This window comes from Pseudomonas sp. R11F (assembly GCF_050312575.1).
Taxonomy (GTDB): Bacteria; Pseudomonadota; Gammaproteobacteria; order Pseudomonadales; family Pseudomonadaceae; genus Aquipseudomonas; species Aquipseudomonas palleroniana.
On record NZ_JBNPJU010000054.1, the window covers coordinates 23,015 to 40,178 of the forward strand.

Here is a 17,164-nt window from a genome sequence, read left to right on the forward strand (position 1 = left end):
AGATGGCTGTCAAAACAAATATTGACATGGTGTCAATTATGCGTGAGGGGTTGTCCAACGGGCAGGGCGTGAAGTACAAGCGCCTGTCCGATGTCATGGAACGGGGCATCCTCGAAGGCTTGATTGAACCAGGAAGAAAATTGCCGCCCCATCGGGTGCTTTCCGACAACCTGGGTGTGACGATCGGCACGATCAGCCGGGCCTACGGCGAACTGGAACGCCTGGGGTTGGTTGTGGCGCGGGTCGGTGACGGCACTTTCGTGCGCAAGCGTGGGATGGAGCGCCAGCGCGATGAAGGTTTTCGCAACTTCAGCGAGGAGCCGCGCCAGTACTTCGACATGAGCCGCAACATGCACATCCCCGGGCAGGAGACGGTGTTCCTGGCCCAGAGCTTCCAAACCCTGTCGACCAACGCCAAGTTCCTCCAGGACATCAGTGCCTACACGCCGGACGCCGGCCTGCCACGCTATCGCGAGGCCGGCGCGCAATGGCTGGTGCAGCGCGATTTCCACCCGATTCCCGAGCAGGTCATTTGCGTCAATGGCGGCCAGCATGGCTTGCTGTGCTCGATGATGGCGCTGTTACGGGCCGGCGATACAGTGGTCACCGAACAGCTGACTTATCCGGGGCTCATTACCGCCGCGCGCATGCTGGGCATCCGCCTCATCGGCCTGGAAATGGACGAGGAGGGCGTGCTGCCGAGCGCGCTGGACGAAGTCTGTCGTAATCACCGGGTTTCGGCGCTGTACTGCACGCCGACCATCCAGAACCCCACCACTGCGGTGCTCTCGGTGGCGCGTCGAGAAGCGTTGGCCAAAGTGTGCCGTGAACACAATCTGCTGATTCTTGAAGATGAAGCCCACGGTGTGCTGGTGGAAGACCGGCCGCCGCCCCTCAGCTATTTCGCCCCTGAGCGTACGATTCTGATCAGCAGTCTGAGCAAGGCTGTGTCTGCCGGGCTGCGTGTGGGTTATGTGCATGCGCCGCCGGCCCTGGTCAGCCGTATCTCGGCGGCGCTGCGTTCTACCTGCTGGATGGCCACGCCGGTGACCCTGGAACTGGCCACCCAGTGGATTGAAAACGGCACGGCGGAATACCTGCTGCGCCAGCAGATCAATGAGATCAGCCGCCGCAAGGCGCTGGTGCAAGGTTTGTTGGCTGGCCTGCAATATCGCACCCACCCCAACAGCCCACACTTCTGGATCGAGGTGCCGGAGCCGTGGCGTGCATCGGAAATCGAAGCGGAGCTCAAGCAGAACAACTACCTGATCGCCACGGCCGAGGCATTTGCGGTGGGGCAAACCGCAGTGCCGCAGTTCATTCGGGCGAGCATCTGCAATACGTCAGGGGATGATCAGTTGTTGCGAGAGGGGTTTGACGCGTTGGCCACCGCATTGGGCCAGGGCGGCGGTCGTTTTCACCTGTAGGCATTGATTGTAGTGAGCGGGCTTGCCCCGCGCTGGGTGGCGAAGCCGCCCTAAAACCAGATACCTCGGTTTTTCTGAAACACCGCGGCGTCCTTGTTGGGGCGGCTTCGCCACCCAGCGCGGGGCAAGCCCGCTCACTACAAGCATCAGCGGGGTTATTTGAAGCGGCGTTCTACGCCTTTTTCTACCAGAATCTTTGCCGAGATCTCTTCCACTGAGAAATGCGTGGAATTGATGTGCGCAATGTTCTCCCGACGGAACAGATTTTCCACTTCGCGCACTTCGAACTCACACTGGGCATAGCTGGAGTAGCGGCTGTTAGGCTTGCGCTCGTTACGAATGGCGGTGAGACGGTCCGGGTCGATGGTCAGGCCGAACAGCTTGTGCGAGTGCGCACGCAAGGCAGCCGGGAGCGTCAGGTGTTCCATGTCGTCCTCGGTCAGCGGGTAGTTGGCGGCGCGGATACCGAATTGCATGGCCATGTACAGACAGGTAGGCGTTTTGCCGCAGCGCGACACGCCCACCAGGATCAGGTCGGCCTTGTCGTAGTAGTGAGTGCGGGCGCCGTCGTCGTTGTCGAGGGCGAAGTTCACCGCCTCGATACGCTCCATATAGTTGGAGTTGTGCCCAATGGAGTGGGATTTGCCCACGGAGTATGAGGAATGTTCACTCAGCTCTTGTTCCAGAGGGGCCAGGAAGGTCGAGAAAATATCGATCATGAAACCATTCGAAGTCGCCAGGATCTCACGAATATCCTGATTCACGATGGTGTCGAAAATGATCGGACGGAAACCGTCTTTTTCAGCCGCCAGATTGATTTGTTGTACCATGGCCCGCGCTTTATCCACGCTGTCGATATAGGGCCGCGTGAATTTGGCGAAGGTAACGTTTTCGAACTGCGCGAGCAGGCTCTGACCCAATGTCTCGGCGGTGATGCCCGTGCCGTCGGAAATAAAGAAAGCAGATCGTTTCATTTGAGCCCTGGGCCTTAAGCTGATGGCGAATCTTGGATATGATAGGCGCGATTTTGCTGTCCCGCAGTGGGCCGCATTCTCACTTATTTTCCAGGTCCAGGCCACAAGCGCAGGCGTTTGCTCCTCTATGAGCCGCCAGCGTCCTGAGCTTTTCCAACACAGTTAGTGGAGAGATCACCTTGGTAGAGTACGTAGTTTCCCTCGATAAGCTCGGCGTCCATGATGTAGAGCACGTGGGGGGCAAGAACGCATCCCTCGGCGAGATGATCAGTAATCTTGCAGGCGCTGGTGTGTCGGTGCCCGGTGGTTTCGCCACCACGGCCCAGGCTTACCGCGATTTCCTCGAACTGAGCGGCCTCAACGCTCAGATCCACGCCGCGCTGGATGCCCTGGACGTTGATGACGTCAATGCGCTGGCCAAGACCGGTGCCCAGATTCGCCAGTGGATCATGGAAGCCGAGTTTCCCGAGAAACTTAACGAAGAAATTCGTGCCGCCTTCGCCGCCCTGTCGGCCGGCAACCCGGACATGGCGGTCGCCGTGCGTTCCTCGGCTACCGCCGAAGACTTGCCCGACGCCTCGTTCGCCGGCCAGCAGGAAACCTTCCTGAATATCCGTGGCGTGGAAAACGTCATTCGGGCCGCCAAGGAAGTGTTTGCGTCATTGTTCAACGATCGCGCGATTTCCTACCGTGTACACCAGGGTTTCGACCACAAATTGGTGGCCTTGTCTGCCGGCGTGCAGCGCATGGTGCGTTCTGAAACCGGTACCGCCGGCGTGATGTTCACCCTGGACACCGAATCGGGCTTCCGTGACGTGGTGTTCATCACCGGCGCCTACGGCCTTGGTGAAACCGTCGTACAGGGTGCGGTCAACCCGGACGAGTTCTACGTACACAAGGGCACCCTCGAAGCAGGCCGCCCGGCCATCCTGCGCCGTAACCTGGGCAGCAAGGCCATCAAGATGATCTACGGCGACGAGGCCAAGGCCGGTCGCTCGGTGAAAACCGTTGAAGTCGACAAGGCCGAGCGTGCGCGCTTCTGCCTGACCGACCAGGAGGTCAGCGAACTGGCCAAGCAAGCGATGATCATCGAAAAGCACTACAAGTGCCCGATGGACATCGAATGGGCCAAGGACGGTGACGATGGCAAGTTGTACATCGTGCAAGCCCGTCCGGAAACCGTGAAAAGCCGCACGTCGGCCAATGTCATGGAGCGCTACCTGCTCAAGGAAACCGGCACTGTGCTGGTTGAAGGCCGTGCGATTGGCCAGCGCATCGGCGCAGGCAAGGTACGCATCATCAAGGACGTGTCCGAAATGGACAAAGTCCAGCCAGGCGACGTGTTGGTTTCCGACATGACCGACCCGGACTGGGAACCGGTCATGAAGCGCGCCAGCGCCATCGTGACCAACCGTGGCGGGCGTACCTGCCACGCGGCGATCATCGCCCGTGAACTGGGGATCCCTGCTGTGGTGGGTTGCGGCAACGCCACCCAGTTGCTCAAGGACGGCCAGGGCGTGACCGTGTCCTGCGCCGAAGGCGACACTGGCTTTATCTTTGAAGGCGAGCTGGGCTTCGACATCAAGCAAAACTCCATCGACGCCATGCCCGACCTGCCGTTCAAGATCATGATGAACGTCGGCAACCCCGATCGCGCCTTCGATTTTGCACAGCTGCCGAACGCCGGCGTGGGCTTGGCCCGCCTGGAGTTCATCATCAACCGCATGATCGGCGTGCACCCCAAGGCGCTGCTGAACTACGACGGCCTGCCGTTGGAGATCAAGGAAAGCGTCGACAAGCGCATCGCCGGCTACAACGATCCGGTGGGCTTCTACGTCGAGAAGCTGGTGGAAGGCATCAGCACCCTGGCGGCGGCGTTCTACCCGAAAAAGGTCATCGTGCGCCTGTCGGACTTCAAGTCCAACGAATATGCCAACCTGATCGGCGGCAAGCTCTACGAGCCGGAAGAAGAAAACCCGATGCTGGGCTTCCGTGGCGCCTCGCGTTACATCAGCGAAACCTTCCGTGACTGTTTCGAACTCGAATGCCGTGCCCTCAAGCGCGTGCGCAACGAGATGGGCCTGACCAACGTCGAGATCATGGTGCCGTTCGTGCGCACCCTGGGCGAGGCGAGCCAGGTCGTCGACCTGCTGGCTGAAAACGGTCTGTCCCGTGGCGAAAACGGCCTGCGCGTGATCATGATGTGCGAGCTGCCGTCCAACGCCATCCTGGCCGAAGAGTTCCTGGAGTTCTTCGATGGGTTCTCCATCGGTTCCAACGACCTGACCCAGCTGACACTGGGCCTGGACCGTGACTCCGGGATCATCGCCCACTTGTTCGATGAGCGTAACCCGGCGGTCAAGAAGCTGCTGGCCAACGCTATCCAGGCCTGCAACAAGGCCGGCAAGTACATCGGTATCTGCGGCCAGGGGCCTTCCGACCACCCGGACCTGGCCAAGTGGCTGATGGAACAGGGCATCGAAAGTGTCTCGCTGAACCCCGACTCCGTACTGGAAACCTGGTTCTTCCTGGCTGAAGGCCAAGCGTCCGCCTAAGGTCGACGCGTCAAAAGTGCCGGTCACTCGTTGCGGGTGACCGGCATTCTTATCTGTACAGGGCGGGAATCCTTGCGGACGCCGCCCTTTTTTGTGCAAGAGCATTATGCAAAGCAGCAGCAACCTGTTTCCCGTCGCCCTGATCAGCGCTGAACGTCGCGGCGACCTGAGTGAAGATGTGTATCGCCTCAAACCCGGCAATAGCCCGGACGGTACTGTCGAGCTGGCCGTGACCCGCTTGGGCCTGGCTGATGTCCCGGAAAACCGGGGCGCGCCGATTATTTTGCTGCACGGCAGTTTTTCCAATCGGCGCTTCTGGTACTCGCCCAAAGGTATCGGCCTGGGTGCCTATCTGGCACGCCAGGGGTTTGATGTATGGATCCCGGAAATGCGTGGCCATGGCCTGTCCAAGCGCAATCACGACTACGCCAAAAACCGTGTCGCCGATTACGCGCGCTACGACGTGCCGGCCATTGGCGCGTTCGTGCGTGAGCAGAGTGGGCAGATTCCCCACTGGATCGGGCATTCCCTGGGCGCTACGACTCTGGCGGCGGCCTTGGGTGGCCAGCACTTGGGCGCACCTGCAGCGGCTTCCGTGGCATTGTTTGGTTGCCAGGTCAGCCGCACCTACTGGCCGCTGAAAATCCCTGCGGTGGAGTGGGGCGCGCGCTTGATCTTGAAGCGCCTGGGCCAGTTGTCCGGCCCAAGGCTCAAGCGCGGCCCGGAAGACGAGCCTATCGGTATCATGCTTGAAACCATGCGCTGGCATGGCCTGTTCGGGCGCTTTGGCGATGCCGAGCGCGACTGGTGGAAAGGCTTGGCCGAGGTTGATGTGCCATTGCTGGCAGTGAGCGCTGCGGGTGATCGGCAAGACCCGGACTGGGCCTGCCGCAAGCTGTTCGAGCAGGTCGGCTCTGAACATCGCCAGTACCTCTGCCTGGGGCGTCAGCAAGGGTTTAGCGGTGATTTCGGGCATGTGCAGATGCTGGTCAGCAAGCCTGCGCAGGCCGAGGTCTGGCCATTGGTGGCACGCTGGTTGAGAGACCCGCTGACACCTTTGTCCGGCGCGCAGTCCGAAGTTGACGCAGCGGTTTGACGAAGCGCTCTGCCAAGGGCGTTTCACTTGTGAGTGGTTGCGGCTAAGATATGACGCGTTAAACGCTTCTGGTCATATTCAGTCGCGCAACGGGTATTGCGTTGCGGCCAAGCGGGTCTGATCATGGCCGCCGTCAACCGCGCAGTCTTTAAAGAAAGCCTGTCGTGGCGCGTTTTCCTGATGTACAGCATGGGATGTTGAACCTCTACTTTGATGACAGGAGTTTCTCGATGAACCATTACGTGACCCCCGACCTGTGCGACGCCTACCCGGAACTGGTGCAGGTGGTTGAGCCGATGTTCAGCAACTTTGGCGGGCGAGACTCCTTTGGCGGCGAAATCGTCACCATCAAATGCTTTGAAGACAACTCCCTGGTCAAGGAACAGGCCGACCAGCCAGGCGCCGGCAAGGTGCTGGTGGTCGATGGTGGCGGTTCGTTGCGCCGGGCGTTGCTGGGCGACATGATCGCCGAGAAAGCCGCGAAAAACGGTTGGGAAGGGCTGGTGATCTACGGTTGCATCCGTGACGTCGACGTTATCGCCCAGACCGACCTGGGGGTGCAGGCGCTGGCGTCGCATCCGATGAAGACCGACAAGCGCGGCATCGGCGACCTGAACGTGGTGGTGACCTTTGCGGGCGTGACATTCCGCCCGGGTGAGTACATCTACGCCGACAACAACGGCGTGATTGTGTCGCCCAGCCCGCTGAAAATGCCTGAATAAACCGCAGTAGCCATAGGGGTCAGGATGTTCGAGGAAGAAAACGCGCAGTGGGGTTTGGTACATGCCCTGGTGCTGGACGGTAAAGGCGGTGCGCGTTCGATTGCCCGGACTGAGCTCGATGATTTGCACTTGCAGCCCCAGGAAAGCCTGTGGCTGCATTGGGATCGCAGTCACCCCCAGACCCAGACCTGGTTGCGTAAATCCAGTGGTCTGAGCGAGTTTGCCTGTGACCTGCTGCTGGAGGAGAACACTCGTCCGCGCCTGTTGCCGTTGCCGGATGCCGAATTGCTGCTGTTCCTGCGTGGGGTCAACCTCAATCCAGGTGCCGAGCCTGAAGACATGGTCTCGGTGCGTATTTTTGCGGCGGCCGACCGGGTCATTTCCCTGCGTCTGCGGCCGTTGCGCGCCACCGATGAGTTGCTGGTGCAATTGGCGGAGGGCAATGGGCCGAAAACAGCGTCCGAGCTCATCCTTTATATGGCGCAGTATCTGACCAATAAAGTGCAGGATCTGGTCACGGATCTATCTGAAATCGTCGATTCCGAGGAAGAAAAACTCGATGCCGACGAACGGTATACTCCGGAGCATGGCAGCGTCTTGCAGATTCGCCGACGCGCAGCCGGGCTGAAGCGTTTTCTGGCGCCACAAAGGGATATTTTTGCGCAACTGACGCGCATCAAATTGCCGTGGTTTTGTGATGACGACGCCGACTACTGGAACGAATTACACAACAGCCTGACCCGTTACCTGGAAGAGCTCGAATTGGCTCGGGAGCGCGTGGGGCTTGTGCTTGAGACCGAGGACCGGCGTTTGAGCGTGCGTATGAACCGCACCATGTACCGCTTCGGGATCATCACCGGAATCTTTCTGCCGATGAGTTTTTTGACCGGCCTGCTGGGAATCAATGTGGGTGGAATACCCTTTGCGGGAAACCCCTACGGATTCTTGATTGCCTGCTTGATGATGGTGGCCGTTGCACTGGGGCAATGGTGGCTTTTTCGACGATTACGCTGGGTTTGACCTGAATATGACCTGAACGCAGCAAGGGTCTTATGTGACCCCAAGAATTTAACCCTCGTCTTTTAAAACACTTGCGAGAGGTCTATATGCACGATCCGTTCGAACAGTCTTTGCGTGACATGCTCAATGCATCGCCATCCAACCGTGATGACGATGCCTGCCTTGGCCGCGTTTTGAAAACCGCCAACCGCCAGGTAGGGGCGGGCGACCTGTTCGGTCTGTTGGGTCGCTGGTTGCCGGCGCTGATGATGGCCCTGAACAATGGTTCGGCCCATGTGTCGCCGGTTTCCCGCCGTGAACCTCTTGCTCGCACTGCTGATAAGGCTGATTGAATATGGAACTTGATCTCTGGACCCAGAGCCTGGTCACCGCGATGACCGCACTATGGACCAAGGTGGCGAATTTCATTCCCAACCTGTTTGGTGCCCTGGTTCTGGTGTTGCTGGGCTTTGTCGTGGCCAAGCTGCTCGACACCCTGCTGTCCAAATTGCTCGCCAAATTGGGGCTAGACCGCTTGATGGCAGGCACCGGCCTGACCAAACTGCTGGGGCGCGCAGGGCTGCAAGTGCCGATCTCCACGTTGATCGGCAAGATCGTTTATTGGTTTGTTTTGCTGATTTTCCTGGTTTCTGCGGCGCAATCCCTTGGACTTGAGCGAGTTTCAGCTACGCTCGACATGCTGGCGCTGTATTTGCCGAAGGTTTTTGGCGGCGCGCTGGTGCTGCTGGTGGGCGTTCTGCTGGCACAACTGGCCAATGGGCTGGTGCGTGGAGCGGCTGAAGGCGTGGGCCTGGACTACGCGGCGGGCCTGGGGCGAATCGCCCAGGGGCTGGTGATCATCATCAGTATTTCCGTCGCGATCAGCCAGTTGGAGGTCAAGACTGACCTGCTCAACCATGTGATTGTGATTGTTTTGATTACCGTTGGTCTGGCCGTTGCGCTGGCAATGGGGTTGGGAAGCCGGGAAATTGCCGGGCAGATTCTTGCGGGAATCTATGTGCGTGAGCTGTATCAGGTTGGGCAACACGTGCGTGTTGGCGAGGTTGAAGGGCAAATCGAGGAGATCGGCACGGTCAAGACGACGGTGCTGACCGATGACGGCGACCTGGTGTCGCTGTCCAATCGGATTCTCCTGGAACAGCAGGTCAATAGCCGCTAATACGGCAAATCCTGCTAATGTACGCCGCCGCAAACCCGGCTGACCGGATTGTGGCGGACATTGACCTGACTGTCGGCACGACTTGTTTTGAATAAAGCCCAAACGCTGTCTACGCGCTACGACCCCCGTGAGCTCTCTGATGAGGAGTTGGTCGCGCGCTCGCACACGGAGCTGTTTCACGTAACACGTGCGTACGAAGAATTGATGCGCAGGTATCAACGCACTCTGTTCAACGTTTGTTCAAGGTATTTAGGGAACGATAGAGATGCGGATGATGTCTGTCAGGAAGTGATGCTCAAGGTGCTGTATGGCCTGAAGAACTTCGAGGGCAAATCGAAGTTCAAGACATGGCTCTACAGCATCACGTACAACGAGTGCATCACGCAGTATCGTAAGGAGCGGCGAAAGCGTCGGTTGATGGACGCTTTGAGTCTTGACCCCCTTGAGGAAGCGTCTGAAGAGAAGGCGCCGGCACCCGAGGAGAAGGGCGGACTTGATCGCTGGTTGGTGCATGTGAACCCGATTGACCGTGAAATTCTGGTGCTACGATTTGTCGCAGAGCTGGAGTTTCAGGAAATCGCTGACATCATGCATATGGGTTTGAGTGCTACAAAAATGCGTTACAAGCGTGCTCTTGATAAATTACGTGAGAAATTTGCGGGCGAGACTGAAACTTAGTGCGTGGCAAATATCTCTTACGTGTAGGCAAGTTCTGTTAGACTTGTCGCCGAGTTGTCCCCCGGTTTGTGGGACTGCTTTACAATCACCAGATGGGGATTTAACGGATGAAACTGAAAAACACCTTGGGCTTGGCCATTGGTACTCTTATTGCCGCTTCTTCTTTCGGCGCACTGGCACAAGGCCAAGGCGCAGTTGAAGGCGAGCTGTTCTACAAGAAGCAGTACAACGATAGCGTTAAGCACATCGAAGACGGCTTCAACCCTGGCGCTCGCATCGGTTACTTCCTGACCGACGACCTGTCCTTGAACCTGTCCTACGACACTACCAACCACACCCGTTCGAACGACGGTACTGGTAACCAGAAGATCAAAGGCGATACCGGCAGCCTGGTTGCCCAGTATCACTTCGGTCAAGCTGGCGTAGACAGCCTGCGTCCATACGTAGAAGGCGGTTTCGGTCACCAGAGCCGTACCAACGTCAAAGCTGACGGCCACAGCGGTCGCGACCAGTCCACCCTGGCTATCGCTGGCGCTGGCGTGAAGTACTACTTCACCAACAACCTGTACGCTCGTGCCGGTGTTGAAGCTGACTACGCACTGGACAACGGCAAGTGGGACTACTCCGCACTGGTCGGCCTGGGCGTGAACTTCGGCGGTAACGCTGGCGCAGTCGCTCCAGCTCCTACCCCAGCACCAGCTCCAGAGCCAACTCCAGAGCCAGAAGCTCCAGTTGCTCAGGTTGTTCGTGTTGAGCTGGACGTTAAGTTCGACTTCGACAAGTCCGTTGTTAAGCCTAACAGCTACGCTGACGTGAAAAACCTGGCTGACTTCATGAAGCAGTACCCTAACACCACCACCGTGGTTGAAGGTCACACTGACTCCGTAGGTCCAGACGCTTACAACCAGAAGCTGTCCCAGCGTCGTGCTGACGCTGTTAAGCAAGTTCTGGTCAAAGACGGTATTGCTCCTAACCGTGTAAGCTCGGTTGGTTACGGCAAATCCCGCCCAGTTGCTGACAACGCAACTGAAGCTGGTCGTGCTATCAACCGTCGCGTAGAAGCCTCGGTAGAAGCTCAAGCTGCTCAGTAATTACTGAGTAGTAGAAAAAACCCGGCTCAGGCCGGGTTTTTTTTCGCCTGCAATATATGCCTCAGGCGCTGGCTGGCACGGCAATGCACGCCGGCTGCGCAGCCGCGGCAACGCTGCCGATCACCAGAATCGCCGGGCTCTTCAAGGCAAATGCCTGTGCGTCCCAATGCATGCGCGCCAGCGTGCTGCGGCATTCGCGCTGCTGGGGCAGGGAGGCATTTTCGATCATCGCCACGGGCATATCGACGGCCATGCCGCCGTTGAGCAATTGCTGACGAATCTCCTCCAGCTTCGCCACCCCCATGTACACCACCAACGTCGTCCCGCCCTCGGCCAGTGCCCGCCAGTTCAGGCTGCTGTCGTCCTGGGTATGCGCCGTGACCAGCGTTACGCCACGGCTCACACCGCGCAAGGTCAACGGGATATCGCAATTCGTCGCACCCGCCAGCCCTGCCGTGATCCCGTTGACTAGCTCCACATCGACACCGCGATCGCGCAACCACATCGCTTCTTCACCGCCCCGGCCAAAAATGCACGGATCGCCGCCTTTGAGCCGCACCACGCATTTTCCCTGGCGCGTATAACGCAGCATCAGGCGATGAATAAAATCCTGTGGCGTCGAACGGCAGCCGCCGCGCTTGCCGACGGTGATCACCCGCACATCCAGGCAATGCTCCAGCACCTGTGGGTTGACCAGATCATCGATCAGCACCACATCCGCCTCACGCAAGGCCCGCACCGCCTTGAGGGTCAACAGTTCCGGATCGCCAGGCCCTGCGCCCACCAGCCAGACTTTTGCGTTCATGTTCTTCTCCTCACACATTAATGGCGAATGGCTGCGGGTTGCCGGCCAAAAGACGTTTGATTTCCGGTACACAGGAACCACATTGGGTGCCGCAGCCCAGCTCGTGTTTGAGCCCTTCCAGGCCCAGGCCGCGGGCGATGCCGGCACACACCGCGCTTTCGCTGACGTTCTTGCAGTTGCACAGGGTCTTGAGGCTGGCCGCCGCACCGCCCGGCGGTGCGCTTAATGGGGCCAGCAGCCAGCGCCGCAATTGGTCATCGGCGCAACCTTCCAGCCACAGGCTTTGCAACCAGTGCCGCGCCAGGGTTTCCCCTGCCAGGCGCAGGGCGGTGATGCGGCCTTGCTCGATCTTCACGCGTTTGCCGATCGAGCGACGTGGGTCGTCATAAGCCATGACAGGGCCGTCATTGAGGCCGAGGAGTGCGTCGATACGGGTCAGCAGTGACAAGTCGGGCGCCTCGCCATGTGCGGCGCGCACCAGCAATGCCGGGCGTTCACGTCCGACCAGAGTCAAACTGACGTAGGCAAAGTCCTCGCATAGCGGGCGCAGCGCCTCAAAGTGTTGCTGCACATTGCCTTCGATCAGCGCGAACAACTGCCACGGCAGTTGCACCGCTTCCAGGCGCACCCCGCTGTGCTTCAGTTCCGGTTGTTTCGATAACGGATCAAACGCCGGCTGCGTAAGGGTGTTGACGCCCCCCTTGAGAAAACGGTCGCCCCAATGCATGGGCAGGAACGCCTGGCCCGGGCGCACGCTGTCATCGCTGCTGACCGCGACGATCACGCTGCCTCGGCGGCTTTTCAGGCTGACCAGATCACCGTCCTTCAAGCGATGGCGACGTAATTCATCCGGATGCAGGCCCAACAACGCTTCGCTGACATGCCCAAACAACTGGGCCGCCGTGCCGGTGCGGCTCATGCCGTGCCACTGGTCGCGCAGGCGGCCGGTGATCAGGGTCAGCGGGAAGCGGGCGTCGCGTTGCTCTTTGGCCGCGCGGTAAGGATCAGCGACAAACTGCGCGCGCCCGCTATCGGTTGGGAACACGCCATCGCTGTACAGGCGCGTTGTTCCGGCATGCGCGCCCGTCGGAAACGGCCACTGCTGCGGCCCGATCCGGTCGAGCAGGGCATGGCTGATACCCGAAAGGTCGAGATCACGATGGCGCGTCAGCCCTTTGTATTCATCAAAGATCTGTGCCGGTTGTTCGAACGCAAACAGGCTGGCCAAGCCCGGCCGCAAGCGCTTTTCCAGGCGCTGTGCGAAATCCAGCGTAATGGCCCAATCGGGTCGTGCTTCTCCCGGTGGGACGATGGCTTGGCGGACGTGGGAAATACGTCGCTCGGAGTTGGTCACGGTGCCTTCCTTTTCTCCCCAACTGGCCGCAGGCAGCAGTAGGTCGGCGTAAGCGGCCGTCTCCGTGGTGCGAAAAGCTTCCTGCAGAACCACGAACGGGCAAGCGGCCAAGGCTGCGCGTACGCGGTTCTGGTCCGGCAGCGATTGTGCGGGGTTGGTACAGGCAACCCACAACGCCTTGATCTTGCCGGCCTGGATCTGCTCGAACAGTTCGATCGCGGTCAATCCGGTTGGCTCCGGCAATGAATCAACCCCCCAATACGCGGCGACTTCGGCCCGATGCTGCGGGTTGGCCGCGTCACGATGGCCCGGCAACAGATTCGCCAAGCTACCGGTCTCGCGGCCACCCATGGCGTTGGGTTGGCCGGTCAGGGAAAACGGGCCGCAGCCCGGCCGGCCAATGGTCCCGGTGGCCAGGTGCAGGTTGATCAAGGCGCTGTTTTTCGCACTGCCGGCGGTGGATTGGTTCAGCCCCATGCACCACAACGACAGGAAACTGCTGGAGGTACCCACCCATTGCGCGCACAGGCGCAATTGCTCAACGCTGATCCCGCACAATTGCGTGACCATCTGCGGCGTGTAGTCATGCACCAGCCGCTTCAGCGGTGCCAACCCCTCGGTATGGGCCTGGATAAAGTCGCGGTCGATCCAGTCTTCCCACAGCAACAGATGCAAGATCCCATGGAATAACGCCACATCCGTACCCGGTAAAATCGCCAGGTGCAGGTCAGCCAGATCGCAGGTGTCTGTGCGCCGAGGGTCGATCACCAGCACTTTCATCTGCGGGCGCCGCGCCTTGGCTTCTTCCAGGCGTCGGAACAGCACCGGATGCGCGTAGGCCATATTGCTGCCGACGATCATGACGCAGTCGCTGTTTTCCAGGTCCTCATAGTTGCACGGCGGTGCGTCGGCACCCAGGCTGCGTTTGTAGCCGACCACTGCCGAAGACATGCACAGCCGCGAGTTGCTATCGATGTTGTGGGTGCCCACCAGCGCCCGTGCCAGTTTGTTGAAGCTGTAGTAATCCTCGGTCAACAATTGCCCGGAGATGTAGAACGCCACGCTGTCCGGCCCGTGTTCGGCAATCGTGTCGGCGAATACGTTGGCGGCGTGTTCCAGGGCCGTGTCCCAATCGGTGCGTGCACGGGCCAGGTTTTTGCCCAGGCGCAGTTCGGGGTACAAGGCGCGGGCAGCCAGGTCACCGGTCAGGTGCAGGCTGGCGCCCTTGCTGCATAACTTGCCAAAGTTGGCCGGATGGCTCGGGTCGCCTTGCACGCCGAGGATCTGTACGCCGTCATGCTCGATCAGCACGCCGCAACCCACCCCGCAATAACAGCAGGTGGACGCGGTAACCTGGCGGTTCATCAACCTGCGTCCCGCAGGGCCAGCATCACCCGGCCGTTTTCCACGCGGGCGGGGTGATGGTGGGCGCAGCCGATATCCGGCGCCTGGGCTTCGCCGGACGCCAGGTCGATCTGCCAGTTGTGCAACGGGCAGGCCACGCGTTTGCCGTAGATCAAGCCCTGGGACAGCGGCCCGCCCTTGTGCGGGCAACGGTCGTCGAGGGCGAAGACTTCATCGTCACTGGTACGAAAAATCGCAATATCGCCTTTAGGCCCCTGGATGATGCGCGAGCCCAGGGCGTTGATTTCATCGAGGGCGCAGATATCCAGCCAGTTCATGCCGGCACCTCCAGCTGTTTGACGGGGATGACCTCGAACTCCTTTTTCAACTGGGGCTGTTCCAGGCGCTCCTTCCAAGGGTCCTGTTCGAACGACAGCGAAAATTGCAGGCGCTCATTCAACGCTCGGCGTCGGGCCGGGTCTTCCAGTACGGCTTTTTTGATGTGCTCCATGCCGACCCGTTGCAGGTAGTGCACGGTGCGCTCCAGGTAGAAGGCTTCTTCGCGATACAACTGCAGGAACGCGCCGTTGTACTCGCGCACTTCTTCGGCGGTTTTCAGCTTGACGAAGAACTCCGCGACTTCTGTCTTGATCCCGCCGTTGCCGCCGATATACATCTCCCACCCGGAGTCGACACCGATGATGCCGACGTCCTTGATGCCTGCTTCCGAGCAATTGCGTGGGCAACCGGAGACGGCCAACTTGACCTTGTGCGGCGACCACATATTGAACAGGTCGTGCTCCAGCTCGATGCCCAGCTGTGTGGAATTCTGCGTGCCGAAGCGGCAGAACTCGCTGCCGACGCAGGTCTTCACGGTGCGGATGGATTTGCCATAGGCGTGGCCCGAGGGCATGTCGAGGTCTTTCCACACGCCAGGCAGGTCCTGTTTCCTGATGCCGAGCAAGTCGATGCGTTGGCCGCCGGTGACCTTGACCATCGGCACGTTGTACTTGTCGGCTACGTCGGCGATACGGCGCAGCTCCGACGGATTGGTCACGCCGCCCCACATCCGGGGGACGACGGAGTAGGTGCCATCTTTCTGGATGTTGGCGTGGGCACGTTCGTTGATCAGGCGCGATTGCGGATCGTCCTTGGCCTCGCCGGGCCAGGTCGAGATCAGGTAGTAGTTCAACGCCGGCCGGCAGGTGGCGCAACCGTTGGGCGTGCGCCAGTTCAGGTAGCTCATCGTGCCAGCGATGGTCAGCAGGTGCTGGTCGCGGATGGCCTGGCGGATCTGTCCGTGGTTGAGGTCGCTGCAACCGCAGATGGCTTTTTCGCTTTTGGGTTTGACGTCGGCGGCGCCGCCCACGGTGTTGATCAGGATCTGTTCCACCAGCCCGGCGCAGGAGCCGCAGGAGCTGGCGGCTTTGGTGTGTTTTTTGACGTCGTCGACGCTGAACAACCCGTGTTCCTGAATCGCCTTGACGATGGTGCCCTTGCACACGCCGTTGCAGCCGCAGACTTCGGCGTTGTCGGCCATGCTCATGGCTTTGTCCTGGCCTTGATGGCCGACGTCTCCCAGCGCATTTTCACCGAACATCAGGTGATCGCGGATCTCGCCGATGGCGTGGTTCTCACGGATCTGGCGGAAATACCAACCCCCGTCGGCGGTGTCGCCGTAGAGGCAGGCGCCGACCAGGATGTCGTCCTTGATCACCAGCTTTTTGTACACGCCGCCAATCGGGTCGGAGAGGGTGATGGTCTCGGTGCCTTCGCCGCCCATGAAGTCGCCGGCGGAGAACAGGTCGATACCGGTGACTTTCAACTTGGTCGATGTGACCGAGCCTTTGTAGGTGGCAAAGCCGAGTTGGGCCAGGTGATTGGCGCAGACCTTGGCTTGTTCGAACAGCGGTGCGACCAGGCCGTAAGCGGTACCCCGATGGTTGGCGCATTCGCCGATGGCGTAGATGCGCGGGTCATAGGTTTGCAGGGTGTCGTTGACCAGAATCCCACGGTTGCAGGGGATGCCGGATTTTTCCGCGAGTTCGGTGTTGGGGCGGATGCCGGCCGCCATCACCACCAGGTCGGCCGGGATGATGTCGCCGTTCTTGAACTGCACCGAGCCGACGCGACCATTGCCGGCGTCGTGCAGTGCCTGGGTCTGTTCGCACAGGCGAAACACCAGGCCACGGCTTTCCAGTTCGGTTTGCAGCAACTGGCCGCTGGTCTTGTCCAGTTGCCGCTCCAGCAGCCATTCGCCGATATGCACCACGGTCACCTGCATGCCGCGCAGCATCAGGCCGTTGGCGGCTTCCAGGCCGAGCAGGCCGCCGCCGATGACCACCGCGTGCTTGTGGGTCTTGGCGGTGTCGATCATGGCTTGGGTGTCGGCAATGTCGCGATAGCCGATCACGCCCTGCAAGGTGTTGCCGGGAATCGGCAGGATAAATGGCGTGGAACCGGTAGCGATCAGCAGGCGATCATACTCGGCCTCGGTGCCGTCCTCGGCGATGACGATGCGTTTGACGCGATCGATCTGCACCACTTTGCGGTTGAGCAGCAGCTTGATGTCGTTGTCCAGGTACCAGCTCAGGTCGTTGAGTACGATCTCTTCGAAGGTCTGTTCACCGGCGAGCACCGGCGATAGCAGGATGCGGTTGTAATTGGGATGCGGCTCAGCGCCGAACACGGTGATGTCGTACAGCTCGCTGCTCAGCTTGAGTAATTCTTCCAGGGTGCGAACCCCGGCCATGCCGTTGCCGATCATGACCAATTTGAGTTTTTTCATGTCGTTCTCCGCAATGGCTCGACAAATCGTGCGCAAACAAAAAAGGCGCCCCCGCCAGTGATCTAGCGAGGACGCCTTTGTCCGGTCCCGTTCTCTCGGGAAGCACGCCCTTCAACGTTGAAGGGCGGGCTATATGTGTGTTCTTGAATCA

Annotated in this window: 14 protein-coding genes; 9 read left to right on the top strand and 5 right to left on the bottom strand. The window is 59.8% G+C overall.

Features of this window, described 5'->3' with window-relative positions; all coding sequences use genetic code 11:
- Nucleotides 1-2: 2 nt before the first annotated feature.
- Nucleotides 3-1,427, top strand: coding sequence for a PLP-dependent aminotransferase family protein (locus tag ACQRBV_RS15135; protein WP_060756228.1), 1,425 nt, complete (start codon nucleotides 3-5; stop codon nucleotides 1,425-1,427).
- A gap of 155 nt (nucleotides 1,428-1,582) precedes the next feature.
- Here the strand turns inward: ACQRBV_RS15135 and ppsR are convergent, their stop codons facing one another.
- Complete coding sequence (gene ppsR / locus ACQRBV_RS15140) at nucleotides 1,583-2,401, bottom strand: posphoenolpyruvate synthetase regulatory kinase/phosphorylase PpsR (protein ID WP_003175525.1); 819 nt, start codon at nucleotides 2,399-2,401, stop codon at nucleotides 1,583-1,585.
- Nucleotides 2,402-2,580: 179 nt separating this feature from the next.
- Here ppsR and ppsA point away from each other — a divergent pair, with 179 nt between their 5' ends.
- From ppsA to ACQRBV_RS15180, 8 genes are all read left to right on the top strand, one after another.
- Nucleotides 2,581-4,956 (top strand): phosphoenolpyruvate synthase, encoded by a 2,376-nt coding sequence (gene ppsA, locus ACQRBV_RS15145; protein WP_060756227.1) that lies wholly within the window; start codon nucleotides 2,581-2,583, stop codon nucleotides 4,954-4,956.
- A 106-nt stretch (nucleotides 4,957-5,062) separates the two neighbouring features.
- A complete protein-coding gene (locus ACQRBV_RS15150) occupies nucleotides 5,063-6,052 on the top strand; it encodes an alpha/beta fold hydrolase (RefSeq protein WP_244700071.1) in 990 nt (329 codons plus the stop codon).
- A gap of 230 nt (nucleotides 6,053-6,282) precedes the next feature.
- On the top strand, nucleotides 6,283-6,774 hold the full coding sequence (gene rraA, locus ACQRBV_RS15155; RefSeq protein ID WP_017527456.1) for a ribonuclease E activity regulator RraA: 492 nt from the start codon (nucleotides 6,283-6,285) through the stop codon (nucleotides 6,772-6,774).
- A gap of 24 nt (nucleotides 6,775-6,798) precedes the next feature.
- Nucleotides 6,799-7,794, top strand: a complete 996-nt coding sequence (locus ACQRBV_RS15160) for a zinc transporter ZntB (protein ID WP_090369287.1) — start codon at nucleotides 6,799-6,801, stop codon at nucleotides 7,792-7,794.
- An 86-nt stretch (nucleotides 7,795-7,880) separates the two neighbouring features.
- Entirely contained in the window at nucleotides 7,881-8,126 is a 246-nt protein-coding gene (locus ACQRBV_RS15165; RefSeq protein ID WP_060756224.1) for a hypothetical protein, read from the top strand.
- Nucleotides 8,127-8,128: 2 nt separating this feature from the next.
- Nucleotides 8,129-8,953: a mechanosensitive ion channel family protein gene (locus tag ACQRBV_RS15170; protein WP_017527459.1), complete on the top strand. Its 825-nt coding sequence runs from the start codon at nucleotides 8,129-8,131 to the stop codon at nucleotides 8,951-8,953.
- An 87-nt stretch (nucleotides 8,954-9,040) separates the two neighbouring features.
- The gene (gene sigX, locus ACQRBV_RS15175) at nucleotides 9,041-9,631 is read left to right on the top strand and encodes an RNA polymerase sigma factor SigX (RefSeq protein WP_003193286.1); all 591 of its coding nucleotides are present in this window, start codon (nucleotides 9,041-9,043) and stop codon (nucleotides 9,629-9,631) included.
- Between the two features lie 107 nt (nucleotides 9,632-9,738).
- The gene (locus ACQRBV_RS15180; protein WP_090369289.1) at nucleotides 9,739-10,722 is read left to right on the top strand and encodes an OmpA family protein; all 984 of its coding nucleotides are present in this window, start codon (nucleotides 9,739-9,741) and stop codon (nucleotides 10,720-10,722) included.
- 61 nt (nucleotides 10,723-10,783) lie between these two features.
- On the opposite strand, the gene cobA is transcribed toward ACQRBV_RS15180, so the two are convergent.
- Genes cobA through nirB form a run of 4 tightly spaced genes read right to left on the bottom strand, consistent with a single transcriptional unit; the run spans nucleotide 10,784 to nucleotide 17,013 of the window.
- Nucleotides 10,784-11,527 (bottom strand): uroporphyrinogen-III C-methyltransferase, encoded by a 744-nt coding sequence (gene cobA / locus ACQRBV_RS15185; protein WP_411985828.1) that lies wholly within the window; start codon nucleotides 11,525-11,527, stop codon nucleotides 10,784-10,786.
- 10 nt (nucleotides 11,528-11,537) lie between these two features.
- Nucleotides 11,538-14,246 carry a molybdopterin-dependent oxidoreductase gene (locus ACQRBV_RS15190; protein ID WP_411985827.1) on the bottom strand — a complete coding sequence of 903 codons (2,709 nt, stop codon included), beginning with the start codon at nucleotides 14,244-14,246 and terminating at the stop codon, nucleotides 11,538-11,540.
- Nucleotides 14,246-14,563, bottom strand: a complete 318-nt coding sequence (nirD, locus tag ACQRBV_RS15195) for a nitrite reductase small subunit NirD (RefSeq protein WP_060756220.1) — start codon at nucleotides 14,561-14,563, stop codon at nucleotides 14,246-14,248. Before nirD ends, ACQRBV_RS15190 begins: the two co-directional genes overlap by 1 nt.
- Nucleotides 14,560-17,013, bottom strand: a complete 2,454-nt coding sequence (nirB, locus tag ACQRBV_RS15200) for a nitrite reductase large subunit NirB (protein WP_411985826.1) — start codon at nucleotides 17,011-17,013, stop codon at nucleotides 14,560-14,562. The genes nirD and nirB overlap by 4 nt, the downstream gene beginning before the upstream one ends.
- Nucleotides 17,014-17,164 lie beyond the last annotated feature (151 nt).